Source organism: Aeromonas sp. 600886 (genome assembly GCF_049174935.1).
In the GTDB taxonomy this organism is placed as follows: domain Bacteria; phylum Pseudomonadota; class Gammaproteobacteria; order Enterobacterales; family Aeromonadaceae; genus Aeromonas; species Aeromonas veronii_A.
Map to the genome: position 1 here is coordinate 57,183 of NZ_JAAKUB010000007.1, position 23,370 is coordinate 80,552.

Annotated in this window: 22 protein-coding genes, 1 tRNA gene and 1 riboswitch; of the genes, 15 read left to right on the top strand and 8 right to left on the bottom strand. The window is 58.1% G+C overall.

The window, feature by feature from the left end; all coding sequences use genetic code 11:
• Positions 1-7: 7 nt before the first annotated feature.
• Positions 8-1,201, top strand: a complete 1,194-nt coding sequence (gene fabV / locus G5179_RS07590; protein WP_100653359.1) for an enoyl-ACP reductase FabV — start codon at positions 8-10, stop codon at positions 1,199-1,201.
• 162 nt (positions 1,202-1,363) lie between these two features.
• Positions 1,364-2,839, top strand: coding sequence for a YfcC family protein (locus tag G5179_RS07595; protein ID WP_266134497.1), 1,476 nt, complete (start codon positions 1,364-1,366; stop codon positions 2,837-2,839).
• A gap of 63 nt (positions 2,840-2,902) precedes the next feature.
• On the opposite strand, the gene G5179_RS07600 is transcribed toward G5179_RS07595, so the two are convergent.
• Positions 2,903-4,117, bottom strand: a complete 1,215-nt coding sequence (locus G5179_RS07600) for a pyridoxal phosphate-dependent aminotransferase (protein ID WP_005334367.1) — start codon at positions 4,115-4,117, stop codon at positions 2,903-2,905.
• Between the two features lie 387 nt (positions 4,118-4,504).
• Between G5179_RS07600 and G5179_RS07605 the strand changes: the two genes are divergently transcribed.
• Positions 4,505-4,714 carry a DUF1653 domain-containing protein gene (locus G5179_RS07605; protein WP_266134496.1) on the top strand — a complete coding sequence of 70 codons (210 nt, stop codon included), beginning with the start codon at positions 4,505-4,507 and terminating at the stop codon, positions 4,712-4,714.
• A 274-nt stretch (positions 4,715-4,988) separates the two neighbouring features.
• Entirely contained in the window at positions 4,989-5,678 is a 690-nt protein-coding gene (gene aqpZ / locus G5179_RS07610) for an aquaporin Z (protein ID WP_266134495.1), read from the top strand.
• Between the two features lie 92 nt (positions 5,679-5,770).
• Here the strand turns inward: aqpZ and G5179_RS07615 are convergent, their stop codons facing one another.
• On the bottom strand, positions 5,771-6,520 hold the full coding sequence (locus tag G5179_RS07615; protein ID WP_410170577.1) for a lytic transglycosylase domain-containing protein: 750 nt from the start codon (positions 6,518-6,520) through the stop codon (positions 5,771-5,773).
• A gap of 325 nt (positions 6,521-6,845) precedes the next feature.
• Between G5179_RS07615 and G5179_RS07620 the strand changes: the two genes are divergently transcribed.
• A complete protein-coding gene (locus tag G5179_RS07620) occupies positions 6,846-7,286 on the top strand; it encodes a GNAT family N-acetyltransferase (RefSeq protein WP_266134531.1) in 441 nt (146 codons plus the stop codon).
• 5 nt (positions 7,287-7,291) lie between these two features.
• Here G5179_RS07620 and G5179_RS07625 read toward each other — a convergent pair whose 3' ends face one another.
• A complete protein-coding gene (locus G5179_RS07625; protein ID WP_005344183.1) occupies positions 7,292-7,834 on the bottom strand; it encodes a DUF1439 domain-containing protein in 543 nt (180 codons plus the stop codon).
• Positions 7,835-7,929: 95 nt separating this feature from the next.
• Here G5179_RS07625 and cls point away from each other — a divergent pair, with 95 nt between their 5' ends.
• Positions 7,930-9,411, top strand: coding sequence for a cardiolipin synthase (gene cls / locus G5179_RS07630; RefSeq protein ID WP_266134494.1), 1,482 nt, complete (start codon positions 7,930-7,932; stop codon positions 9,409-9,411).
• A gap of 107 nt (positions 9,412-9,518) precedes the next feature.
• Entirely contained in the window at positions 9,519-10,781 is a 1,263-nt protein-coding gene (locus tag G5179_RS07635; RefSeq protein ID WP_421230699.1) for a DUF945 family protein, read from the top strand.
• 79 nt (positions 10,782-10,860) lie between these two features.
• Here G5179_RS07635 and purU read toward each other — a convergent pair whose 3' ends face one another.
• Entirely contained in the window at positions 10,861-11,697 is an 837-nt protein-coding gene (gene purU, locus G5179_RS07640) for a formyltetrahydrofolate deformylase (RefSeq protein WP_421230698.1), read from the bottom strand.
• Positions 11,698-11,957: 260 nt separating this feature from the next.
• A riboswitch (FMN riboswitch) is annotated at positions 11,958-12,114 on the top strand.
• Positions 12,115-12,218: 104 nt separating this feature from the next.
• Here purU and ribB point away from each other — a divergent pair.
• A complete protein-coding gene (gene ribB / locus G5179_RS07645) occupies positions 12,219-12,872 on the top strand; it encodes a 3,4-dihydroxy-2-butanone-4-phosphate synthase (protein WP_421230697.1) in 654 nt (217 codons plus the stop codon).
• Between the two features lie 225 nt (positions 12,873-13,097).
• Positions 13,098-13,340, top strand: coding sequence for an Lpp/OprI family alanine-zipper lipoprotein (locus tag G5179_RS07650; protein ID WP_005334342.1), 243 nt, complete (start codon positions 13,098-13,100; stop codon positions 13,338-13,340).
• A gap of 172 nt (positions 13,341-13,512) precedes the next feature.
• Here G5179_RS07650 and G5179_RS07655 read toward each other — a convergent pair whose 3' ends face one another.
• Positions 13,513-14,361 carry a tetratricopeptide repeat protein gene (locus G5179_RS07655; protein WP_421258144.1) on the bottom strand — a complete coding sequence of 283 codons (849 nt, stop codon included), beginning with the start codon at positions 14,359-14,361 and terminating at the stop codon, positions 13,513-13,515.
• A complete protein-coding gene (locus G5179_RS07660; RefSeq protein WP_158112381.1) occupies positions 14,358-15,077 on the bottom strand; it encodes a 4'-phosphopantetheinyl transferase family protein in 720 nt (239 codons plus the stop codon). Before G5179_RS07660 ends, G5179_RS07655 begins: the two co-directional genes overlap by 4 nt.
• A 275-nt stretch (positions 15,078-15,352) precedes the next feature.
• Between G5179_RS07660 and G5179_RS07665 the strand changes: the two genes are divergently transcribed.
• From G5179_RS07665 to G5179_RS07680, 4 genes are all read left to right on the top strand, one after another.
• Positions 15,353-15,841 (top strand): C40 family peptidase, encoded by a 489-nt coding sequence (locus G5179_RS07665; RefSeq protein ID WP_421172010.1) that lies wholly within the window; start codon positions 15,353-15,355, stop codon positions 15,839-15,841.
• Between the two features lie 148 nt (positions 15,842-15,989).
• The gene (rlmF, locus tag G5179_RS07670) at positions 15,990-16,961 is read left to right on the top strand and encodes a 23S rRNA (adenine(1618)-N(6))-methyltransferase RlmF (protein ID WP_421172009.1); all 972 of its coding nucleotides are present in this window, start codon (positions 15,990-15,992) and stop codon (positions 16,959-16,961) included.
• A gap of 245 nt (positions 16,962-17,206) precedes the next feature.
• A complete protein-coding gene (locus G5179_RS07675; RefSeq protein WP_204483864.1) occupies positions 17,207-17,932 on the top strand; it encodes a MaoC family dehydratase in 726 nt (241 codons plus the stop codon).
• Positions 17,933-18,177: 245 nt separating this feature from the next.
• Positions 18,178-19,593, top strand: coding sequence for an SLC13 family permease (locus G5179_RS07680; protein WP_421222144.1), 1,416 nt, complete (start codon positions 18,178-18,180; stop codon positions 19,591-19,593).
• Between the two features lie 66 nt (positions 19,594-19,659).
• Here the strand turns inward: G5179_RS07680 and G5179_RS07685 are convergent, their stop codons facing one another.
• Positions 19,660-20,649 (bottom strand): DUF481 domain-containing protein, encoded by a 990-nt coding sequence (locus G5179_RS07685; RefSeq protein ID WP_323913161.1) that lies wholly within the window; start codon positions 20,647-20,649, stop codon positions 19,660-19,662.
• A gap of 39 nt (positions 20,650-20,688) precedes the next feature.
• Positions 20,689-21,645, bottom strand: coding sequence for a L,D-transpeptidase family protein (locus G5179_RS07690; protein ID WP_216979181.1), 957 nt, complete (start codon positions 21,643-21,645; stop codon positions 20,689-20,691).
• A gap of 391 nt (positions 21,646-22,036) precedes the next feature.
• Between G5179_RS07690 and G5179_RS07695 the strand changes: the two genes are divergently transcribed.
• Positions 22,037-22,126: transfer RNA gene (locus tag G5179_RS07695), tRNA-Ser, on the top strand.
• Between the two features lie 365 nt (positions 22,127-22,491).
• Positions 22,492-23,073 carry a DUF1349 domain-containing protein gene (locus tag G5179_RS07700; RefSeq protein WP_216951707.1) on the top strand — a complete coding sequence of 194 codons (582 nt, stop codon included), beginning with the start codon at positions 22,492-22,494 and terminating at the stop codon, positions 23,071-23,073.
• Positions 23,074-23,370: the final 297 nt, after the last annotated feature.

Sequence of the window (23,370 nt, forward strand, 5' to 3'; positions counted from 1 at the left end):
ACCCCATATGATCATCAAACCCAAGGTTCGCGGCTTTATCTGCACCACCACTCATCCGGTCGGTTGTGAAGCCAATGTTCGTCGCCAGATCGCTTATACCAAAGCCAAGGGCATCATCGAGAATGGTCCCAAGAAGGTGCTGGTGATCGGCGCTTCCACCGGTTATGGCCTGGCCTCCCGGATTGCGGCTGCCTTCGGTAGCGGCGCCGCCACCCTCGGCGTCTTCTTTGAAAAAGCGGGCACCGAGTCCAAGACCGGTACCGCTGGCTGGTACAACTCTGCCGCCTTCGACAAGGCAGCCAAAGAGGCGGGCCTCTACGCCAAGAGCGTCAACGGCGATGCCTTCTCCAACGAGTGCCGCGCCAAGGTGATCGAGCTTATCAAGCAGGATCTGGGTCAGATTGATCTGGTGGTCTACTCCCTGGCCTCTCCGGTGCGCAAGATGCCGGAAACCGGCGAAGTGGTGCGCTCTGCCCTGAAACCGATCGGTGAGGTCTACACCACCACCGCCATCGATACCAACAAGGATCAGATCATCACCGCCACCGTCGAGCCGGCGAACGAGGAAGAGATCCAGAACACCATCACCGTCATGGGCGGTCAGGATTGGGAGCTGTGGATGGCTGCCCTGCGTGATGCCGGCGTGCTGGCTGACGGCGCCAAGTCCGTGGCCTACTCCTACATTGGTACCGATCTGACCTGGCCAATCTACTGGCACGGTACTCTGGGCCGCGCCAAGGAAGATCTGGACCGCGCCGCTGCCGCCATCCGTGGCGATCTGGCTGCCAAGGGCGGCACCGCTCACGTGGCCGTGCTCAAATCCGTGGTGACTCAGGCCTCTTCCGCCATTCCGGTGATGCCGCTCTATATCTCAATGGCCTTCAAGATCATGAAGGAGAAGGGCATTCACGAGGGGTGCATGGAGCAGGTGGATCGCATGATGCGCACCCGTCTCTACGCCTCCGACATGGCGCTGGACGATCAGGCTCGCATCCGTATGGATGACTGGGAACTGCGCGAAGATGTGCAGCAGACCTGCCGCGACCTGTGGCCATCCATCACCAGCGAGAATCTTTCCGAGCTGACTGATTACACCGGCTACAAGCAGGAGTTCCTGCGCCTGTTCGGTTTCGGTCTGGACGAGGTCGATTACGATGCGGATGTAAATCCGGATGTGAAATTCGACGTGGTCGAGCTCTGAGTCTGACTCAAGTGAAAACAGGGCCCCGCGGGGCCCTGTTTTTTTGGCAAACATTCCGCTAATTTGCGGAATTTTATTATCAGCGATCACCTTTTTCCCATATCAAACCCGCTAGTCTTGCGCTGATCGGATCACAGACGGCATTGCCGAGGTACGGAAGCTATGACCACTCCAAATGAAGCGCCCAAAAAGCGCCAACTCCCCACTGTCTATACCCTGCTTTTTATCATCATCGCCCTGATGGCCGCCCTCACCTGGGTGCTGCCGGCGGGCAAATACAACTATGTGACTGCCAAGACCCAGCAGCCGGTGGCGGCCGCGGCCGTGGCTGACTACAGCGGCGATGAGCGACTGTTGCCGGTGCCCGGCAGCTACACCGAGTTGCCCTCTCATCCGCAGGGGGTATTCGAGGTGCTCAAGGCCCCTATTCAGGGCTTTCACAAGGCGGCTGACGTGGCGCTGTTCGTGCTCATCATCGGTGGTTTTCTCGCGGTGACCATGCAGAGCGGGGCACTGGATGCCGGGGTGGGAGCTATCGTGCGCGGCTTTGCCGGGCGTGAGCGGCTGCTAATTCCTGTGTTGATCGCCTTGTTTGCCCTCGGCGGCTCCACCTTCGGCATGGCGGAGGAGACGGTAGCCTTCTGGGCGCTGATCGTGCCGGTGATGATCGCGGCGGGCTTCGATCGCATGGTGGCGGCGGGGATTATCCTGCTCGGCTCCGGGGTCGGGGTGCTCGCCTCCACCGTCAACCCGTTTGCCACCGGCATTGCTTCCGGTTTTGCCGGTATCCCCATCGGCGAGGGGATCGGTTTGCGGGTCATCCAGTGGCTGCTGCTGGTGATCTTTGCCTCCTGGTACGTGATGCGTTATGCCAAGCAGGTGCAGCAGGACAAGTCCCGCTCCGTGCTGGCCGACATCGCCTATGACGACGAGTTCTCCCAGATGAAGAGCGGCAACCTCGCCTTCACCGGCAAGCAGAAGCTCACCATGCTGGTCTTCTTCGGCACCTTCCTGCTGATGATCTATGCGGTGGTGCCCTGGTCCGATTTGGGGATCGATCTGCTGCCCACCTTTGGCTGGTGGTTTGACGAGCTCTCGACCCTGTTCTTCAGTGCCTCCATCCTGATTGCTCTGATCAACCGGATGCCGGAGTCCAACTATGTGGCGACCTTCTTGAGCGGCGCTCGGGATCTCATCGGGGTAGCGCTGGTAGTGGCGGTGGCGCGTGGCATCTATGTGGTGATGGAGCAGGGCGTCATCATCGACACCATTTTGCACTGGGCCGAAGGGCTGGTGACCGGACTCCCCTCATCGGTCTTCATCCTGATGGCCTATCTGGTGCACATCATCCTGAGCTTCTTTATCCCCTCCACCTCGGGGCTGGCGACTGTCTCCATGCCGCTGATGGGGCCGCTGGCTGACTTCTCCGGCATCTCCCGGGATCTGGTGATCACCGCCTATCAGTCCGCCTCCGGCTGGATCAACCTGTTCGCCCCTACCGCCGCCCATCTGGTGGCGGGGCTGGCGCTCGCCAAGATCCCCTACGATCGCTTCGTGCGCTGGGTGCTGCCCTTTATCATCGGCGTAGCCCTCATCACCATGGCGGTGCTGGTGGCCGGTGCCCTGCTGCACGGCTGATGGCACGGATAAAACCACAGATAACAAAAAGGCTCCCGCGGGAGCCTTTTTCATGAGCCTTACTTACTGCTTGTAGCCCTTGAGGAAGCGGGCGAGGCGGCCGATGGCATCCTCCAGCTCCTCTTCGCGGGGCAGAAACACCAGCCGGAAGTGATCCGGCGCGGGCCAGTTGAAGCCGGTGCCCTGTACCAGCAGCAGCTTCTCCTGTTGCAGCAGGTCGAACACCATCTTCTGATCGTCGCGGATGTCATACACCTTGGGATCAAGGCGCGGGAACATGTAGAGCGCCCCCTTGGGTTTGACGCAGGAGACCCCGGGGATCTCGTTCAAGAGCTCCCACGCCTTGTCCCGCTGCTTGCGCAGGCGGCCGCCCGGCAGGATCAGCTCGTTGATGCTCTGATAGCCGCCGAGTGCAGTCTGGATGGCGTGCTGCATCGGCACGTTGGCACACAGCCGCATGGAGGCCAGCATCTCCAGCCCTTCGATATAACCGCGGGCACGGCCCTTGGGACCGGTGATGACCATCCAGCCCTGACGGAAGCCGCAGGCACGGTAGGCCTTGGAGAGGCCGTTGAAGGTCACCACCATCACATCGTCGCACAGGGTGCAGACGCTGGTGTGGGAGATATCGTCGTAGAGGATCTTGTCGTAGATCTCGTCGGCGAAGATGATGAGGTTGTGCTGGCGGGCGATCTCGATCACCTCCAGCAGGAACTCGCTGCCGTAGACAGCACCGGTCGGGTTGTTGGGGTTGATCAGCACCAGGCCGCGGGTGCGCGGGGTGATGCGGGCGCGGATGTCGTCGAGGTCCGGATACCAGTCAGCCCCTTCGTCGCAGCGATAGTGCACCGCATGGCCACCGGAGAGAGTGACGGCAGCAGTCCAGAGCGGGTAGTCGGGGGAGGGCACCAGCATCTCGTCGCCGTTGTTGAGCAGCGCCTGCATCGCCATCACGATCAGCTCGCTGGCGCCGTTGCCGATATAGATGTCATCGATATCGACCTTGCGCATCCCTTTTTGCTGGTAGTACTGCATCACCGCCTTGCGGGCAGAGAAGAGCCCCTTGGAGTCGCAGTAGCCCTGGCTCAGCGGCATGTTGAGGATCACATCCTTGATGATCTCTTCCGGCGCATCAAAGCCGAACGGAGCCGGGTTACCGATGTTGAGCTTGAGAATGCGGTGGCCTTCGTCTTCGAGACGGCGAGCTTCTTTATGCACCGGGCCGCGGATGTCATAGCAGACATCGTCGAGCTTGTGCGACTTGTCGATTGTGAACATGGTGACAGTGATTCCTTCCCCACAGGGACGCGTTGGCGAAAAAGGCGGTTTTTAGTATCAAATATCTTTTCCCCTATTCTTCACAGAATTGAATGCTAGAACAATCTTCTTTTTAGTAGATATTCCTGATTTTTAGCCCCAAAACAGAGTTATTAAAAGGTTAAATTCAGCACGATCGTTTGTGCTTGGCAAGGTTCACCAGTGAAAGATGGGGGAGTGATTAACAAAGCTACTCTACTGTGTTGAAATCTTCACGCTCTCTGGCACGATTGGCTTGTGTAAAAAAGCCTCTTCATCGTCATTTCCGACGAGAAAAAGCTGATACAACTGGCACTGGCCAGCGCATATTTCCCCTTTCCCGTCCTGTTCTATCTGCAGAGGTATCCCATGCATACACCCACGCCCGGTCGCTATCGTCACTTCAAGGGGGGCTACTATCAGGTGCTGACCCTGGCCAGCCATACCGAGACAGGCGAGCAGCTGGTGATCTATCAGTCGGAACAGGATGGCGCCGTCTATGCCCGTCCAGTCGCCATGTTCATGGAGTGGATTGAGCATCAGGGTCAGGTGGTCAGCCGATTTTCGCCGATCAAGTGATCCGCTGGTGTGGCCCTGAATTGTTGATCAACAAATAGACAGAACAGGCCTTTGGAGTCATAAGTTGTCGCATGAGGCTCCTTGTTGGCAACAGCCTCTGTGTGGCTTGCTACTGATAAATATCTCTATTAATCAACCAATTGTGACTTGAGTCACGTTTTCTGGCGACTGGTAACCGGGTTCGCATCGGCTATTGCTGCTCCCATAATGCTGCGCGTGTTAACGCATGGCCCCTTTGCGGGCCTTTTTATCTCATCTTATCGGGAGACATACAGTGAAACCTGTTGCAGCAGAGTTTTTGGGAACCTTCTGGCTGGTATTGGGAGGTTGTGGCAGTGCCGTGCTGGCTGCAGCCTTCCCCCATGTGGGGATCGGCCTCTTGGGCGTATCGCTGGCATTCGGCCTGACCGTGCTGACCATGGCCTATGCCATCGGCCATATCTCCGGTTGCCATCTCAACCCGGCCGTCACCATCGGTCTGTGGGCTGGCGGTCGTTTTCCTGCTTCCGGCGTGCTCTCTTACATCGTGGCTCAGGTGCTGGGGGCAATTGCCGGTGCTGCTGTACTCTATGTGATTGCCAGTGGCCAGGCCGGTTTTGATCTCTCCGCCGGCTTTGCCTCCAACGGCTACGGTGAGCACTCTCCGGGCGGCTACAGCATGATGGCGGCACTGGTGTGCGAAGCTGTGATGACCGGCTTCTTCCTGTTCGTCATCATGGGCGCTACCGACAGCCGTGCGCCAGCTGTGCTTGCTCCGGTTGCCATCGGCCTGTGCCTGACCCTGATCCATCTGGTGAGCATTCCGGTGACCAATACCTCGGTCAACCCGGCCCGCAGTACCGGCGTTGCGCTGTTTGTCGGTGACTGGGCGGTCAGCCAGCTGTGGTTGTTCTGGGTTGCCCCGATTGTCGGTGCCATTCTGGGTGCGCTGGCTTATCGCCTGGTGGCGACGGAGCAGAAGTAATCATTTGCGAAACAAAGTGTGGTATCGACACGCCTGAGGGCGTGTTTTTTGTTTCTGGAGGAGTGAGATAAGAGAACTCACCAAGCCAAACGTCAGAGTCCCTTGGCCTGCAGCATCTCTTTGTAGCGCTGATGGAGCAACTGGACGCGCTCCACATAAGCGCGCGTTTCCGCATAGGGTGGGATGCCGCCATGTTTTTGTACGGCGCCCGCCCCGGCGTTGTAGGCCGCGGTCGCCAGCGCAATGTTGCCGTCATACTGCTTGAGCAGTCCCGCTAGGTATTTCACCCCGCCGAAAATATTCTGTTCCGCCAGCAGGGCATTGCCGACCCCCAGCTCCCGCGCCGTGGCAGGCATTAGCTGGGTCAGCCCCATCGCCCCCTTGCGGGAGACCGCCAGTGGATTGAAAGCCGATTCGGCGTGAATGAGCGCTCGGATCAGCGCAGGCTCAACCTGATAGGTCTTTGCTGCTGCCTTGATGGTGCTGGCATAGTCATAGAGAAACAGTCCTGTGGTCTGCCAGTTGACGCTGGATTTGGGGTCGCAGGCGAAGCAGTCGTTGAACAGCAGCAGTTCGTAATGGCCCTGTTCGGGCGCCATATCGGAGTAACGTACTACCCCGTTTTGCTGCACCGATTTATAGACCTGGATCTGCTTCTTGCCGCCAGCGGCGGTTGCCGCCGTTTGAGCGGTTTCGGGTTGTGGGGCGGGCGCAGCATGATTGACCGGGCGCAAGGGAGAGGGGGCTGCGGTCAGGAAGACCACCTCCGCGGGAGGGGGCGTCTGGCTCCATCCACTCAAGGGGATCAACACCATCTGGCCTGCCAGCATCCATGCTTTCAACCGTCACACTCCTTCCCTAGATCATCATGTTGAGTAAAGCACCATGGCGAGTGCAGAACAAGCGTACAAACAGGGAGTTGTGAAGTGGAGGGGGGATTTGACCGAGGGACGGGGGGATGCCGGAGTATGGCCAGGAGAGGCGCTAAAAGGTGGAATTTTCCGGTAGCCAATGGTCATAAGCGTCTTAGGGAAGTGCTCTAGCATGTTCGCTTTTTTGTTAATAAAAGGCATGCTATCTTGCTGGTGTAAGCTGGTCTGGCTAGTTAGTCTAAATCTATCTTATCTACTGATTATAAAGGAATTTTTTGTGTCAGGAATGCTGGCGATGGAACTCATCTTCGAGGAGTACTGTGACGCCGATCTCTCTCTCATCAAGGACTATTACGAGACGACTTTTTCCCACTATGTGCCAGATCTGGCAGAGCGGGTCTTTGTCGTACGTGATGCTCACTGGCTGGTAGGGGCGGTTCGCTTGCGGGACGAGGAGGAGTTTTATCATCTGTGCGGCTTTCGTCTGTTGCCTCACTACCAGTCGCTGGGATTGGGTTCACGGCTGTTGCAGCACGCCTGTCACGGTCTGGAGGACAAACCGGTAGTCTGTCAGGTACTGCCTTTCGAGAAACCCTTCTATCTCAAGGCCGGTTTTGCCGATATCTCCCTCAACCAATTGAGCGGGTCACTCTTCTCCCTTTATGAGCAACAGCAGCAGCAGGGTTATCAGGTGGAGCTGCTGGTACGGGATACCAGCCAGCCCCTCCTGAATTGAGCGGGCTAGCGGGGTCTGGTCAGCAGGTGGATTTTGCCTGGTGACAGCTCCAGCCCCAGCAGGTTTTCTTTCAGCCAGGCTTGTTGCGGATCCTTGTCATCCAGTCGGTAAACCGGTTTGCTCTCAAGACGCTTCTCCATGCTCTGCAGCAGCATACCGAGCATCATGCCGAACTTTCTCTCTGCCGCCTCCGGTTCCAGCTTGTACTCCACCAGTTTCATGTTGTCGAGAAACAGCGCGCTCTGGCTCTTGTCATAGCGGGGTCTTGCCTCATAGGTCATCTGCAGGCGGGCGTCATATTCGGTATTGTCGGGCAGGGCGATCTTGAGCTTGCCCTTGCCATAGACTCGGGCGGTGTCTGGCTGTTGACGGCCAATCTGGACATCGCTCTGCTCCAGCTTCACATGGGCCTTTATGATGCCGGGCAGCTCCAGCTGTTTGTCGACTTGCACCTGGGATTGCAGGTACTGATTGATCTGCTGCTCATTGATGTCATATGAGCCTTGACCTAGCATGGCCAGGCTGAGCAGCATGGATTGCAGAATCATGGGGGCAACCTGATAGAATGGATTTGCCTTACAGCATACCATTCCTGACTGGCAGGATCTGCCGACCACTGTTTGTTGATGAAAAGGAGTTACCGTTGCTAAACGGTCTGGAACATGATCTCCACCTGCTGTTCTCCCGCTTTCTGGGCTGGCTGCTACTGCTTTTTCATACCGTTATCGTCGCGGGTGTGTCGTTTCGGGTAGTGATGAAACGCCGCCCCATCGGGGTGTCGCTGGCCTGGCTGGCGCTGATCTACGCCATTCCGTTTGCCGGCGTCGGCTTTTACTTGCTGTTTGGTGAAATCAAGTTGGGGCGCCGCCGCGCCGAGCGGGCACAGGCCATGTATCGCCCTTACGCTATCTGGATTCGTCAGTTGGCCCGCCTTTTCCCCCAGCATTGCTGCGAGGTGGGGGAAAAGGCCCAACCATTGCACGATCTGATCCAGGGGCGGTTGGCCATGCCCATGCTCTCCGGTAACCGGATGACTCTGCTCAGCCAACCCGACCAGATCCTGCATGAGATTGCTCAGGATATTCGCCGCTCGACGCTCTCATGCTATCTGGAGTTCTATATCTGGCACCCCGGCGGTGATGCCGACGAGGTGTGTGAAGCACTGATGGAAGTCGCGCTGCGCGGCGTGGATTGTCGTTTGTTGCTCGATTCGGTGGGCAGCAAGCACTTCTTCCGCTCCGGGTGGCCGAAAAAGCTGCGCAAGGCGGGGGTCAAGCTGGTGGAGGTGCTGCCGGTCGGCGCCTGGCGCATTCCGTTCCAGCGGCAGGATTTGCGAATGCACCGCAAGTTGGTGGTGATCGATGACAAGGTCGGCTATACCGGCTCCATGAACATGGTGGATCCCCGTTTTTTCAAGCAGGATGCCGGGGTCGGCCAGTGGGTCGACATCATGATCCGGGTGCAGGGGCCCATGGTGCCGCTGATGTGGTCGATCTTTGTCTGGGATTGGGAGATGGAGACCGGCGAGCGGCTGCTCGACAGTCTGCAGCATGAGCCGGAAGCCTGGCCCCAGACCAACTACCGCGCCCAGCTGATCCCGTCCGGCCCCTTCGTCGGCGGCGACTGCATCCAGCAGAGCCTGCTGCTGGCCATCTATCAGGCGCGCAGCCATCTGGTGCTGACGACCCCTTACTTTGTGCCCGACGATCCGCTGGCGGCCGCACTCAGTTCGGCGGCGGCGCGCGGGGTGCAGGTGCAGCTGGTGTTGCCGGCACGCAACGACTCCATCATGGCCAATTACGCCTGCAACGCCTTTATGGAGGAGCTGCTGGCGGCCGGGGTGGAGATCTACCGCTACGATGCCGGTCTGCTCCATACCAAGAGCGTGCTGGTGGATGATGACTTCGCGCTGGTGGGGACGGTCAATCTGGATCGGCGCAGCCTCTGGCTCAACTTCGAGGTGACCCTGCTGGTGGATAACCCCTCGTTCGTGGCCCAGATGACCCGGCTGGTACAGGGCTATATGGCGGAAGCCACCCCGATGACCCTGGCCCAATGGCAGGCCCGCCCCTGGTACAAGAAGGCGATGGAGAACATCTTCTATCTCTTCAGCCCCTTGCTGTGAGGTGATGGCGAGCCACAAGAATGTTGGCTCGCCCTCTGATTGGACTTGCCTAGTCCCGAGTCCGCCCCGTAGAGTGCAGTGACAACTCCCTGGAGACACATGGATATATGAAAAAGATAGTGGCCCTCGCCGTGGGTGCGGCACTGGTAGGTGGTGGTCTGGCTGCGTGCTGGTACACGGGCAACAGCTTCGACAGCATCATGGCGGAGCAGATCGCCAAGGTAGAGCAAGAGACCGGTATCGATATGCAGTGGCAGCCGAGTAGCAGCAGCCTCTTCACCCGTGACGGGGTCCTGAAGGTCGTGGTGACGCCCGAGGAGCTGGCCTCCATCGATAGCGAGCTGGAGGGCAGTCAGCCCATCGAGTTACAACTGGTGGTCAAGAGCAGGATACTGCCGCTCTACATCAAGAGCCACTTCCTGCTCGATACCCATAATGGCACCTTGGCGCCGGTTTTCACCGCACTGGGTATGGAGCAGTGGCAACTTGGTCTGGAGTCGGCAACCAGCCTCTGGACCCAGGGGAACAGCAGCCGCTTCTGGGCCAATGAATTCAAGGTAAAACAGGGGCTGGACGAGTTCAGTTTCCTGCCCCTGAACGGCGAATTTCACGGCAATCTGGAGGGCAGTGGTCACCTCACCATGACCTGGCAGGGGATGACGGTCCATGAAGAGCAGAGCAAGATGGACTTGGTGCTGGCCGATCTGAAAGGGAGTGCCGACATTGCCGAGATCAGCGGTGTGCTCCTCTCGCCCCAGAGCGAGATGACCCTTTCGGCCCTCACGGTGCAACTGCCTGACAGCGTCAAGGTTGCCCTGCAGGGGATGACTACCGAGACTCAGCTGACTGGTGATGATGCCCAGACCCTCTCCAGCAGCTATCAGATGAAGATTGCCAAGCTGGATCTGGAGAACGAGACTGACACCCTGGCGGTGACGGACAGCAAGTTGGCGCTCAACCTCAACGGTCTGGATCTGGAAGGGTATCAGGGGCTGCAGGCAGCCGGTGGCAAGGGAGTTGAAGATGCCGCCATCCAGCAGGCGCTGGACAAGATGCTCAAACGTGGTGCGACCCTGGAGCTGGCCGATCTCAGCGCCAAGCTCAACGGTGAGGCGGTGACCATGAAGGGGGACGTGAAGCTGGCCTCCACCTCGCTGGAGCAGCTGTTCAACAGCGACGCGGGGATGCAGGCCCTCTCCGGCGTGCTGCATGCCAGCCTCAGCGACAAGTTGGGCAAGGCGGTGCCGCAACTGGCCCCCATGCTCGATCAGCTGACCCTGATGGGTTATCTGAAGGCCGACCAGCAAGCGCTGACCTCCGAGCTGAAGCTGGAGAAGGGCGCGGTGACGGTAAACGATCTGCCGCTCTGACACTCGGCGCAGAAACAACAACGGCTCCCACGGGAGCCGTTGTTGTTTCTGGCGTTTGCATACGAGTCATGTGGGCGGATTACTTGAAGACCACCGTCTTGTTGCCGTAGACGAACACCCGCTCGTTCAGTACCAGCTCCAGCGCACGGCTCAGCACCGATTTCTCTACGTCACGGCCCGCTTTTGCCATCGCATCGGCACTGAAAGTGTGATCCACGTGGATCACGTCCTGCTCGACGATGGGGCCTTCATCCAGATCGTCGGTCACGAAGTGGGCGGTGGCGCCGATCAGCTTGACGCCGCGATCAAACGCCTGCCGGTAGGGGCGGGCACCGATGAAGGCGGGCAGGAAGGAGTGGTGGATGTTGAGGATCTTGCGCGGATAGGCCTCGACGAAGCTCGGGGTCAGCACCCGCATGTACTTGGCCAGGATCACATAGTCAGGCTCATAGCTGTCGATAATGGCGCGCACCTGCTCTTCATGCTCGGTACGGCTCAGCTCGCCATGGCTGACGGTGTGGAACGGAATATTGAACTTGCCGGTGAGCTCGGCCAGGGTATCGTAGTTGCCGATCACCGCGACGATATCCATATCCAGCGCGCCCGCGTAGTTCTTCATCAGAATATCGCCGAGGCAGTGGGTCTCTTTGGTCACCAGGATGACGATGCGCTTCTTGCCCGCCTTGACCAGACGACGCTGGGCGCCGGTGGGCAGGGCATCATCGAGGTCGGCAAGCAGGGTCTCGTCGTTGAAGCGCCCCTCCAGCTCGGTACGCATAAAGAAGCGGCCATTCTCGTGATCCACAAACTCATCGTTCTTGATGATGTTGAGCTGGTGCTTGTAGCAGATGTTGGTGATCTTGGCGATGAGCCCTTTGGCATCCGGGCAATCCGTGAGCAATATTTTCTTTTCCATCTCTGTCATTTTCCGTTTGTGGTGTTGGCGCTGCTGTCTGCGCCGGCAGCGTTGTTCAGGATCTCTTTTCGGGCCCTGTGTTTTTGTTTCGGGAACTATGCCATAAACCGATCCGAGCCATAAAGAAATTCGCCAGTCATGGCCTCGCACGCTGGCGAGCAGGCCGCAGAGCGCGATCCCGGGCGCAATGTTGAAACGCTTTTCAGCCTGCGGGGGGATTTTGACTGGTATCTGCAACCGTTTTTCTTTAGGCTGTCTGCGCTTATTCTCAGGGCGGGGTGCAATTCCCCACCGGCGGTATCCCGATTGACTCGGGGAGCCCGCGAGCGCCCGACTTGGCTGATTGCCAGATCGGGGTCAGCAGATCCGGTGAGATGCCGGAGCCGACGGTCATAGTCCGGATGAAAGAGGATAAGACAGACCTTGCAGCGTTGGCCCTTGTGGGCTGGCCGCTGCATGCCCGTCTCTGTCTGCCTTTCCATGCCCTGATTCTGGTCCTTGTCTTGTTTAGGAGTTTTACCATGAATCAGTCTCTACTCAGTGAATTCGGTGATCCCGTTGCCCGTGTCGAAGCGGCCCTGTCTGCCTTGCGTGCCGGAGGCGGCGTGCTGGTGGCCGACGATGAAGATCGGGAGAACGAGGGCGACCTCATTTTCGCCGCCGAATCCATGACCAATGAACAGATGGCGCTGATGATCCGCGAGTGCTCCGGCATCGTCTGCCTCTGCCTGCCCGACGAGCGGGTTCGCCAGCTCGAACTGCCGATGATGGTGGAGGCCAACTCCAGCCACTACCAGACCGCCTTTACCGTGACCATCGAAGCAGCGCAGGGGGTCACGACCGGTGTCTCGGCGGCTGATCGCATCACCACCATCCGTGCAGCTATCGCTGACGGCGCCCAACCGGGCGATCTACATCGCCCGGGTCATGTTTTCCCGCTGCGGGCGCGAACCGGTGGGGTGCTTACCCGTCGTGGTCATACCGAAGCCACGGTCGATCTGATGCAGCTGGCTGGCCTCAAACCATTTGGAGTGTTGTGTGAATTGACCAAAGAAGATGGCTCGATGGCGCGTCTGCCAGACCTGGTTGCGTTCGGTCGCAAGCACCAGATGCCGGTGCTGACCATCGAGGATCTGGTGCAATATCGTCAATTGTTGTCAGAACGTACAGCCTGAGCCTCATACGAAATTGTAATAAGGCAAAAATTTGGTTAACCTTTGTCCGTGCCCCCACCACACGGCACTCATTTTTTAGACGAATCTGGACAAAAACTGTTCATTCAAAAAAAAATGAGGGTTTTAATGCATTTATCTGTGGTGGGGACTATGCAAAGTAGGATTTTTTTGTGCCATAATCACGCCGCTTGCTAAACGTCTGGCGAGTTCAAGGGAGCTTTAAAAATGAAAAAATTGTTGTTGGTAGGTGTTGTTGGTCTGTCCGCTCTGCTGGGCGGTTGTGCAAACACCAGCGAACTGGAAACTTCCGTTCAGAATCTGTCTAACAAAGTTGACCAACTGGCTCAAGATGTTAGCGCAGTTCGTGCTGATCAGTCCAAAATCGCTGCTGATGTTGCCGAAGCCAAGCAAGAAGCTATGCGTGCTAACCAGCGCATCGACAACATGGCTACTTCCTACAAGAAGTAATCCATGCGAAAAAAATGGCGCAGTTTTGCGCCATTTTTTTTTGCCTGAAATTCACCGTTTCTCCACTATTCCCACAGCACCTTATTCCCACAGTACCTTCTTCGTACTTGACCCATGAGGTCATGCCGGTCTCCCGGCACTCCCCCATCATTACCAGCCAGTCAGTATCTGATCAGTAGAGCAGACTATAGAGTTTGCGACGGTAGCTCTGTGCCGCCGGTGTGCTGCCCATGGTCGCCAGAATATCGAGATAGGTCTTTCTTGCTTCGCCGAATGCCAAGTCCCGTTTGAGGATCGCCAGCAGCAGTTCCAATGCCTCTTCCTGACGGCCGGCCTGGTTGTATTGCACAGCAAGTTCTTGTGCCAGACCAAAATCATCAGGCTGTTCTGCATGACGGGCTTCCAGCGCGCGCAGTTCCGGGCTGTCTGCCGCTTGCAGGGCCAGCGCCAGTCGTGAGCTCAGGGTATGGAAGTGACTTTCCTGTGCCACCATCGGGATGGTGCCGAGGCGCTCCTGCGCTTCATCCAGCAGGTTGAGGTCGAGCGCGGCCTGAATAAGCCACAGGCTGATGTCGTGACGTTCAGGGGCCAGCTGGTGTGCCTTGGTCAGATGGGCATAGGCGATGCTGGGCTGCTCGTCAGCCAGTGCCTGTTGCCCCTTGGCCAGCAACTCTTCCTCTTCTTTGGGGGCGAAGGCGGCGAAATACTGGCGCAGGGTGGCTTCATCCTGCGGTCCTTCGATGATCCCCTGTTCGTCAGGGCGACCCTGATGGAACAGCACCAATGCGGGTAGGGCGCGCAGGCCGAGCTGGCTGGCGAGCGGTTGCAACTGGGGATCGTTCATATCCACCTTGGCCAGGGTGACCTGCTCATTAGCGGGCCCAACCAGTGATTCGATCAGCGGTGTCATCCCGTGACACTCCGGCATCTGCGGAGCATGGAAATAGATGACGACCGGCTTCTTCATGGAGGCATCGATCAGTTCAGCGTGAAAATTCTGGGGATTAATGTCGACGATCATGAGTTGGACTCTTCAGAAAGGGTGTTGAGTAACATGGGGTTGAGTGACTGGCAATTCAAGCGCTCATCAAGCCGGTAAAAGGTCACGGGGGTTGCCGCCGCGAGACTGAGCCAGCCGCTGGCAAAGGGCCAATCCTGTACCTGATAAGGGGTGTCATCGAGCCGGTTGTCGAGTCGCCACCCTTCCTCCGGGAGAAACCGCACCTTCTCCAGTCCCGCCGCTATGCCGCCACCGTGGGCTTTCAGTACCGCCTCCTTGCGTGACCAGAGCCGGTAGAAGGCACTCTCCTGCTCTGGAGCAGGCAGCGCGCAGAGCCACTCATATTCACTCTGTGCATAAAACCGGCGGGCCAGGGGGAGGGGGTGATGCCGCCGTTTGCCCAGTTCGATATCCACCCCAAGCTGCCCCTGCGGGCAGAGCGCCAACACCAGCCAGCTGCCACTGTGGCTCAGATTGAACTGCCAAGCATCATCATGCAGTTGGGGCTTGCCGTGGGGGCCGTTGCAAAATTGCAGGCTGGCGGCAGGGCGTTGCAGCCTCTCGGACAACAGCTGGCGCAGCAGGGCGCGGCTCACCAGATATTCCTGACGCCGTTCAGGATGGGTCATGGTTTGCCAGATATGCAGCTCATCGGTTGACAGCCATTCAGGCAATTGAGCAAGCAGTGCCTGGCATACCCTGGCTGGTTTTAACAAAAAAAGATCGGTTTCGATCATGATTTTTCACTTTAAAAAGGTGCTGAAGCAGGGATAAAAGCCAGTTATCTATGAGGCCAAAGGTCCTTTTTGCGATTGTATATTGTTTGGGCATGATCACATTAATTATGAAAAATCGTGCATTTCCTTGCAAAAATGTGAGCTTGATAGGGATTTTCACTTGCCTCGATAGAATTCTTGGATATAGTCGGGTGCTGTTGCCTTATAAATTGCCCTTTGGGGCCGTATTTTAACAAGATTTACTATTTTGCGGGGATAAAGGATTGCGCTACCTGATGCTACTGCTGGTCGCGCTCGGAATGGCGGGTTGTGCTTCGGCACCCCAACCCGAGGTCGCGAGCAAGATCGAAGTTTCCATGATGGAACCCGTTATTGAACCGGAAGCTTCGCAGACACCCGATGTGAATGAAATCCTGACAGTATACAAAGAGTGGCGCGGTACCCCTTACCGCTACGGTGGTACAACCGAACGTGGTATCGATTGTTCCGCCTTCGCCCGTGAAGTGTTTCGCAATGCGGTCGGTATTGAACTTCCCCGCGATACCCGCTCTCAAGTTCACGAAGGGACGCGCGTTTCCAAGCAGGATCTGGTCGAAGGTGATCTGGTCTTCTTCAAAATCAATCGTCGTCTCAACCACGTTGGTATCTATGTCGGGAATGGCGAATTCATTCACGCCTCGACTCGAGCCGGTGTGACCCGCTCCAAGCTGGACAGCCAATACTGGCGCAGCAAGTTCTGGCAAGCTCGCCGGATCGATATCTGAGTCAGGCTGGACAAACGGCTCGCAGTACGGACTGTTTTTCCAACCTCACTTGAACCGGGCTCGATAGCCCGGTTTTTTATTGCCCTCGTTTAGACTTTCCCGAGTCAAATCACTATAGTGTGGGCCCGTTTTCTTCGGCAGGCTCAGCATGAAACCCCGCATCCCATCAGCTGGTGGCCCCAAGTCGGGCGACCGTAAATCCGGACTTCACTCCCGTAATCGCCATGAGGCGGGTTACGACTTTGAGGCGCTCTGCCTGCGAACTCCCGAGTTGGCCGTCCACATATTTATCAATGACTACGGTACCCGCACCATCGATTTTGCCAATCCCGATGCAGTGAAGTCCCTCAATCGCGCCCTGCTGGCCCATCACTACGGGATTGCCCACTGGGACTTGCCTACCGGTTACCTCTGCCCGCCTATCCCGGGACGGGTGGACTACCTGCACTGGGCGGCCGATCTGTTGGCCGAGAGCGCAGGCCAGCTCCCTACCGGCAAGGGGGTGAGAGTGCTGGATATCGGGGTGGGGGCAAACTGCATCTATCCGCTGCTAGGCTGCCGCGAATATGGCTGGCGTTTTGTCGGATCGGATATCGATCCGGTCTCGGTCAAGGCGGCCACCCTGCTGGCCAAGAGCAACGGGCTCGGCAATCAGATTGAGTGTCGCCTGCAGGGAAACCCCAACCATGTGTTTCGCGGCATCATAGGGCCAAAGGAGCGCTTTGCCCTGACGCTATGCAATCCGCCGTTCCATGCGTCGCTGGAAGAGGCGAGCAAGGGGACGGAGCGCAAGCTGCGCAATCTGGGCAAGGAGGTGACAGGCGCTCCTGTGCTTAATTTTGGCGGCCAGAAGGCCGAGCTCTGGTGCGAAGGGGGCGAGGCGGCGTTTCTGGCCAACATGATTGCCCAGAGCAAGGAGTTTGCCACTCAGTGCCTCTGGTTCAGCTCGCTGGTGTCGAAAAAAGAGAATCTGCCGGGGGCGAAAAAGGCGTTGAGCCGGGTGGGGGCGCGTCAGGTACGGGTGATCGACATGGCGCAGGGCAACAAGGTGAGCCGGATCCTCGCCTGGTCCTTTCTGGATGAAGAGGGATTGCGTCGCGGCTGGTCGAGCGCGCGCTGAGTCCCCACCACAAGGCCCGATGAGGGCCTTTTTTCATGATGAGCCCCGCGAATTTCCCCTGCTGGCGGCATCTTTGGCAATCGATTTCCTCATTGGCAGATCGTGCTGGTTTACATGGTGTAAGTAGTTACTTCCGCCTTGGTACAGGTGTACGCCGAGATTTTTTTGCACTTACAGCTGAAACTTTAATAAAATAGGACTGGTTAGACCTCTTTACAGGCAATGAATCACATAGGGATCGAAACATGAAAGTTGTCGATTTTCTGAAGCGCAAGCGCGAAATTTTGGCGCAGCACCCCTTTGAGCTCAAGGATTGGCTCTCACCGGCGATCCGCGACTACTGGCGTGAGTTTCAGCAAAAGGCACATCTTCACCCTTTGCTGGGTCGTGTACTGGACTTGCAAACCGAGACCCAGAGCGAGCAGCAACAGGATGCAGCAACCGTGGCACGGGTGGCCAACGGTCAGCCTGCCGTGGCTCAGGAACCCGCTGTGGAGCTGGGAGCCGAGGCTGCCGAGCTCTATGCCGCCCTGCAGGCTCGCATTGGTGAAGAGACCCATGTGGGCGAGTGGCTGCACGTCAGCCAGCAGATGATCGATCAGTTTGCTGCCGTGACCGGGGATCATCAGTGGATCCACACCGATCCGGAGCGCGCGGCCGCCGAGTCGCCTTTCAAGACCACCATCGCCCACGGCTTCCTGACCCTGGCGCTGCTGCCGCAGTTGACCGGCTCGGTCGATGAGGCCACCCCCGAGTTCCCGACCGCCCGCATGGTGGTGAACTTCGGGCTGGATCAGGTACGTTTCCCGTACCCCATCAAGGTGGACAGCAACATCCGCGCCCGCACCAAGCTGGCCCGGGTCACCCCCATCAAGGGTGGGCTGGAGCTGCTCAAAGAGATCAAGGTGGAGATCGAAGGGATCCGTCGCCCGGGTTGCGTCATCGAGTCGGTGACCCGCATCTACTTCTGAGCACCCTCATCGGCATGAATGGTGAAACGGGCCCGCTGTCGTGTGCAACGAACAGCGGGCCCGTTTTTTTGCCTGTTTGTTGCAAGGTCTGAGGCGTCAGCCATCGCGCGCCGACCCCAGCTTGATATGACTCACAAAACGGTGCGCCGTGCAGTTAGCCAGCTCTCATTTTGGCGAGTTGGCCGCGTGAGGCGATAGCATGTTATGCCACTATTGGCTTCTTACTCCCGATCCTGGAGACAATAGTGCCCATCAATAACAAGATTATTCTGCCACTGCTGCTGAGCCTCGCCATCCTGCTGATCCCGACCCACTGGATCCCGCTGGAGGGGATCACCGTCATCGAGCAGCGGGTCGTGGCTATTTTCGTGCTGGCCGCCCTCTGCTGGATCCTGGAGCCCATCCCTATCTTCGCCACCTCGGTGCTGATCATCGTGCTGGAGCTGCTGTTGCTCTCCGACAAGGGGCTCTGGTTCATGACTGCCGACAAGGCCGAACCGGGGTTTGGTGAGCTGCTCAAGTCCACCGAGGTGATGGCGACCTTTGCCTCGCCGGTCATCATGCTGTTTCTCGGCGGTTTTTTCCTCGCCATTGCGGCGACCAAATACCATCTGGACGTCAATCTGGCGCGGGTGTTGCTGCGCCCGTTTGGTCAGGATCCCCGGATCGTCATGCTGGGGCTGATGTTGATCACCGCCACCTTCTCCATGTTTATGAGCAATACCGCCACCACCGCCATGATGCTGGCCATCCTTACCCCTGTGCTGGCGGCATTTCCCGACAAGGACCCGGCCAAAGTCGGCTTTGTGCTGGCCATTCCGCTGGCGGCCAACCTCGGCGGGATCGGCACTCCCATCGGTACTCCGCCCAACGCAGTGGCCCTCAAATACCTGACCGGCGAGCATGCCATCTCGTTCGGTCAGTGGATGGGATTTGCGGTGCCCTTTGTGGTGTTGCTGTTGCTGCTTGGCTGGTTCCTGCTGGGGCGCTTCTTCCCGAGTTCCCTCAAGCGGATGGATCTCAAGATTGAGGGGCGCTTTATGCAGACCCCCCGCGCCTGGGTGGTCTACCTCACCTTTATCACCACCATAGTACTCTGGCTGCTGGGGGATCTGCACGGCATGAGCTCCTACGTGGTCGCCATGATCCCGGTGGCAGTGTTCCTGACCACCGGCATCATCACCAAGGACGATCTGCACAAGATCTCCCTCGATGTGCTCTGGCTGGTCTCGGGTGGTATCGCGCTGGGGCTGGCGCTGGAGGACTCCGGGTTGGCCGAGCGGCTCATCACCCACATTCCGTTCCACGAATACTCCACGCTGGCGGTGCTGATTGGTGCCTGTCTGCTGGCAGTGGTGATGGCCAACTTCATGTCCAACACCGCAACCGCCAATCTGTTGCTGCCACTGGTGGCGGCACTGGCGGTCAGCATGCCGGAGCTGGCCGAGTGGGGCGGCAGCCACACCTTGATCCTGGCGGTCACCATTTCGGTTTCGCTCGGGATGTCGCTGCCCATCAGTACCCCGCCCAATGCGCTGGCCCACGCCACCGGTCTGGTGGAGAGTCACCAGATGGTGCGCATCGGCGTCATCATGGGGTTGGTCGGCACCCTGCTGGCGATGGTATGGATCTACCAGATTGCCGCCTGGGGGCTGATCTAGCGAGCCTGTCTGCCTAAAGCAAAGAGGAGCCGAATTGGCTCCTCTTTGCGTGTTGGGGAGCCGGGGCTAGAAACTGACGCCAAGGCTGAGCAGGTGTCTTAATTCGCTCTCGCGGGGTTCCGGGCTGCCTGTGTCGACAAGGATGTCAGCATCTTCCCAATTCAGCTCACTCGACCAGGAGAGGCGCAGATGGTCATTGAAGTAGTAGCGCAACCCTATGCTGCCTTTCAGGTCCTGATTACGGGTGACATAGGGGGAGGGTTGTGCCAGATATTTCAGATAGCGCCCCTGGCTGAACAGTTCCATTTTCTCCTGCCAGAGGGAGAAAGGTTGGCGATAATCCCAGTTCAGGCCAGCGAAGGGGTAGTCTATGACCCGTTCACCCAGAAAAACGCCGGTGATCTTGCTATCTTCACGGAAGTAGAGCCGACTTAGCCCCCCTTGGGCCATCAGCTCCAGTCGGCGGCGCTTGTCGTTCCAAAAGCGATAGCCAGGCCCCGAGCCATAGTCCATGTAGAGATAGCGATCTTTATCCAGCATGTCATATTCGGCATCGAGTGAGGTACGCAAGAACCACTGCTGGTTGAAGAAGTAGTCCAGCGTAGGGTTGAGCTGATAATCATGGCTGTCGGTGACGTTGTCAGCGGTCTCATAGGTGTATTCACCGGAGAAGCTGTAACGCCAGTCCAGATTGGCCAGCTCGCTTTTCCACTTGAGGTTGACGTTGTTGGTCTGCTTGTCATTCTGTTTGAGTTTGACATTGAGATCGCCGCTGCCGGTCCAGAGCCAGGCGTTGCGTTCATCCTGGTCATCCTCGAACAGCTTGAGCCCACCCTTTGCCGTCGCCTTGGGTTTGTCCTCTTTATCGATACGCCAGCGTTTGATGGCCTCTCGCTGGACGGTGACTGCGCCGCTGTAGGGAAGGGCGATGCGCACCGACTGTTCGGTCACCTCCTCGATGTTGCCGGTCAGACGATCGCCATTGTTCATCCAGAGAATGTCCTTGGCCCACAAGGAGTGACAGACCAACAGGAGCAGGAGGGGCAGGAATTTCATGAGGTAAGGTGACTCCGGTGCGACTCGGGCGCTGGTGACTTAACCACTGACAAGTTGGCTGCTGATGGGGCGGGGCAGGCCATTTTTGCTCTCCAGCGCCGCCGTCACCTCATCCTGCATCACGTCAGGTGCACTGATAAAGCTCTCTATGGCCGGAGATAGCACCAGCGGGGCGCCATTTTCAAGCTCCTCTTCGGTGCGGGAGAGCGGGGAGTGCACCTCCAGCCAGCGCCTACCATCCGGTTCGATGGCGACCTTGACCGGTTGATTGATGACCCGCACCGGCGTGCCGATCGGCACAATCTTGAACAGGGCCTCAATATCGTCAGGTCGCAGCCGGATGCAGCCTGCACTTACCCGCAGGCCAACGCCAAAATCCTTGTTGGTGCCGTGGATCAGGTAGTCGCGCTTGCCATAGCCAAGGCGCATGGCGAACTTGCCGAGGGGATTCTCCGGGCCGGGGGGCACCACGGCGGGCAGGGTGATCCCTTTTTGCTCCAGCCAGGATTTGCGCACCATGGGGCCGGGAACCCAGGTCGGGTTGGGATTCTTCTCGATGACGGTGGTGGTCATCTCGGGTGTTTCGCGGCCGATATCGCCAATCCCGATGGGCAGCACGATGACCTCGTTCTTCCCTTTGGGGAAGTAGTAGAGGCGCAGTTCGGGCAGATTGATGACGATCCCCTCGCGCGGCACATCAGGCAGCAGCATCTGGGTGGGCAGCGTCAAGCGGGTGCCCGGCTTGGGTAAATAGGGGTCTACACCCGGATTTGCTTCAAGCAGCGCCAAAAATCCAATTTGTGTATTTTTGCCAACCAGCTCCAGATGTTCATTCTGCTGGATGATGTAATCCTCCAGCTCACCGATTAGGCGACTCCCGGCAGGTGGCAGCGGGTAGCGTTTGGCCTCTGCCGGCGTGGCGCAGAGCAGGATCGCTGCCAGCAGCAGGGAAAGGGCGGGCGTTATGGAGAGGGGTATGAGTTTCGGCAATCGCATAAGGAGATCCATCAGTTCAATCGGGGCGGAACATCATCAACACAGCCGCCAGGATGGCGCGATTGTTCCTCAATCAGCCCATGATTACCAGCTTGCCGCGCACCCGCAATGATTTGGGGATACATAGGAAACCAGCCAAAATCGGCATCACCCATAAATTTGAGTGCCAAGCAGGAAAAAGAGGCGCCTCATGGCAATGGGGGAATATCACGACGTGGATAATGGCCGGGTGTGCGAGCGGGTGGATACAGAGCCATACAAGAGTGGCCTCGCAACGCAGGCCGTGCGTGAAGCATTGTGAGCCTGCTCTCAGATAGCTGATTCAGCCATTTGATATATAAGAAATTTATGTTGCATCCTCGGCCCAGCTTGGGTAAAACTCTCTCCCCACGGAGAGATGCCGGAGTGGCCGAACGGGATTGACTCGAAATCAATTGTGGCAGCAATGCCACCCAGGGTTCGAATCCCTGTCTCTCCGCCACATACCAAGCCCAAGCAATTAGATTGCTTGGGCTTTTTCGTTTCGTGTGATGCCTGATATGCCATCTGATGTTGGCTGGCTTGAAGCGTCCCCTCTATCGACCACCTGTTAGTCGACTCGAGCCCATATCGAGATGTCTTATCGTCGTGCAATAGGGGCCCCCTTTTACTTGCCCGATCGCCTATCGGTTGCAAGGTTGGCCCCAACGGCTTGCTCGCCAGTCATGATGGCGACACAATGGAGTCCCTTTGGCTGGCCGCTCGCAGCTGGGGCTCGTGGCCGAATGGCCAGCGATAGTATGAGCGCGCCCGAGTGTTATGGGCCGGTGACAACGGGAAACATGGCGAGAACAGGAGCAAAAGAGGATGAGGGAAGGGCTTGAATGGTGCTGGCTCAATGAACCGGCCGAATGGCACAAAACAAGCGACGGCTTGCTGGTGGTAACGGACAAGCAGACCGATTTTTGGCGCAGCACCTGGTATGGTTTCGAGCGCCACAGTGGGCATCTCTATGGCTGTGAGGTCGAGGGTGAATTTACCTTTCAGGTCTGTGTCGAAGGGGAGTTCACCACCCTCTACGATCAGGCGGGGTTGATGTTGCTGCAAGACGAGGCGCACTGGCTCAAAGCGGGGATAGAGTACAACGATGCCCAACCGATGATCGGCAGCGTGCTCACCAATCTGCGATCTGACTGGGCCACCGGTATTTTCAGCGGCAATCCGCGCCGTTTCTGGCTGCGCCTGACCCGGCTGGCCGATTGTCTGCGTCTGCAATACTCCACCGATGGCGAGGTGTGGCCACTGCTGCGGCTCGCTCCGTTCCCGCCAGGCGAGCGCTGCTTTATCGGAGTGATGTGCTGCACCCCCGAGCGACAGGGGTTGGTGGTGCGTTTTTCGGATCTGCGCCTCACGCCGCCCCTTGGCAAGGCACTGCATGATTTGAGCTAGCCAGCCCATGGCTGGCATTGCGTGTCAACCGGCAGAGTGAACAATGCCGTCGGCCTGTTGCGTCATTCGCAGGGCCTACCGAGCGGGAGGGGCGTTGCCCTCCCGCTTTTTTACACCGGTAGGTCGGGAATGGCGGGTGGCTGTGATGGGCAAGCCTTGGCAAGCAACGTCGAAAAGCATGCGGTATGCGATGTAGCAGACAACAAGTTACCGGAACTGGGATCTCGATCGGGGCAACAGGACTTTTGTCCTGCAAGGGGCGAGGGGGCGGGGGCTAGGATGCCCTCATCCACACGA

Excerpts from the sequence above, each read along its gene's own strand:
- fabV (WP_100653359.1), top strand. The coding sequence starts at position 8 with ATGATCATCAAACCCAAGGTTCGCGGCTTTATCTGCACCACCACTCAT.
- G5179_RS07595 (WP_266134497.1), top strand. The coding sequence starts at position 1,364 with ATGACCACTCCAAATGAAGCGCCCAAAAAGCGCCAACTCCCCACTGTC.
- G5179_RS07600 (WP_005334367.1), bottom strand. The coding sequence starts at position 4,117 with ATGTTCACAATCGACAAGTCGCACAAGCTCGACGATGTCTGCTATGAC.
- G5179_RS07605 (WP_266134496.1), top strand. The coding sequence starts at position 4,505 with ATGCATACACCCACGCCCGGTCGCTATCGTCACTTCAAGGGGGGCTAC.
- G5179_RS07620 (WP_266134531.1), top strand. The coding sequence starts at position 6,846 with ATGGAACTCATCTTCGAGGAGTACTGTGACGCCGATCTCTCTCTCATC.
- G5179_RS07625 (WP_005344183.1), bottom strand. The coding sequence starts at position 7,834 with ATGATTCTGCAATCCATGCTGCTCAGCCTGGCCATGCTAGGTCAAGGC.
- G5179_RS07635 (WP_421230699.1), top strand. The coding sequence starts at position 9,519 with ATGAAAAAGATAGTGGCCCTCGCCGTGGGTGCGGCACTGGTAGGTGGT.
- purU (WP_421230698.1), bottom strand. The coding sequence starts at position 11,697 with ATGGAAAAGAAAATATTGCTCACGGATTGCCCGGATGCCAAAGGGCTC.
- ribB (WP_421230697.1), top strand. The coding sequence starts at position 12,219 with ATGAATCAGTCTCTACTCAGTGAATTCGGTGATCCCGTTGCCCGTGTC.
- G5179_RS07650 (WP_005334342.1), top strand. The coding sequence starts at position 13,098 with ATGAAAAAATTGTTGTTGGTAGGTGTTGTTGGTCTGTCCGCTCTGCTG.
- G5179_RS07655 (WP_421258144.1), bottom strand. The coding sequence starts at position 14,361 with ATGATCGTCGACATTAATCCCCAGAATTTTCACGCTGAACTGATCGAT.
- G5179_RS07660 (WP_158112381.1), bottom strand. The coding sequence starts at position 15,077 with ATGATCGAAACCGATCTTTTTTTGTTAAAACCAGCCAGGGTATGCCAG.
- G5179_RS07665 (WP_421172010.1), top strand. The coding sequence starts at position 15,353 with ATGCTACTGCTGGTCGCGCTCGGAATGGCGGGTTGTGCTTCGGCACCC.
- rlmF (WP_421172009.1), top strand. The coding sequence starts at position 15,990 with ATGAAACCCCGCATCCCATCAGCTGGTGGCCCCAAGTCGGGCGACCGT.
- G5179_RS07675 (WP_204483864.1), top strand. The coding sequence starts at position 17,207 with ATGAAAGTTGTCGATTTTCTGAAGCGCAAGCGCGAAATTTTGGCGCAG.
- G5179_RS07685 (WP_323913161.1), bottom strand. The coding sequence starts at position 20,649 with ATGAAATTCCTGCCCCTCCTGCTCCTGTTGGTCTGTCACTCCTTGTGG.
- G5179_RS07690 (WP_216979181.1), bottom strand. The coding sequence starts at position 21,645 with ATGCGATTGCCGAAACTCATACCCCTCTCCATAACGCCCGCCCTTTCC.
- G5179_RS07700 (WP_216951707.1), top strand. The coding sequence starts at position 22,492 with ATGAGGGAAGGGCTTGAATGGTGCTGGCTCAATGAACCGGCCGAATGG.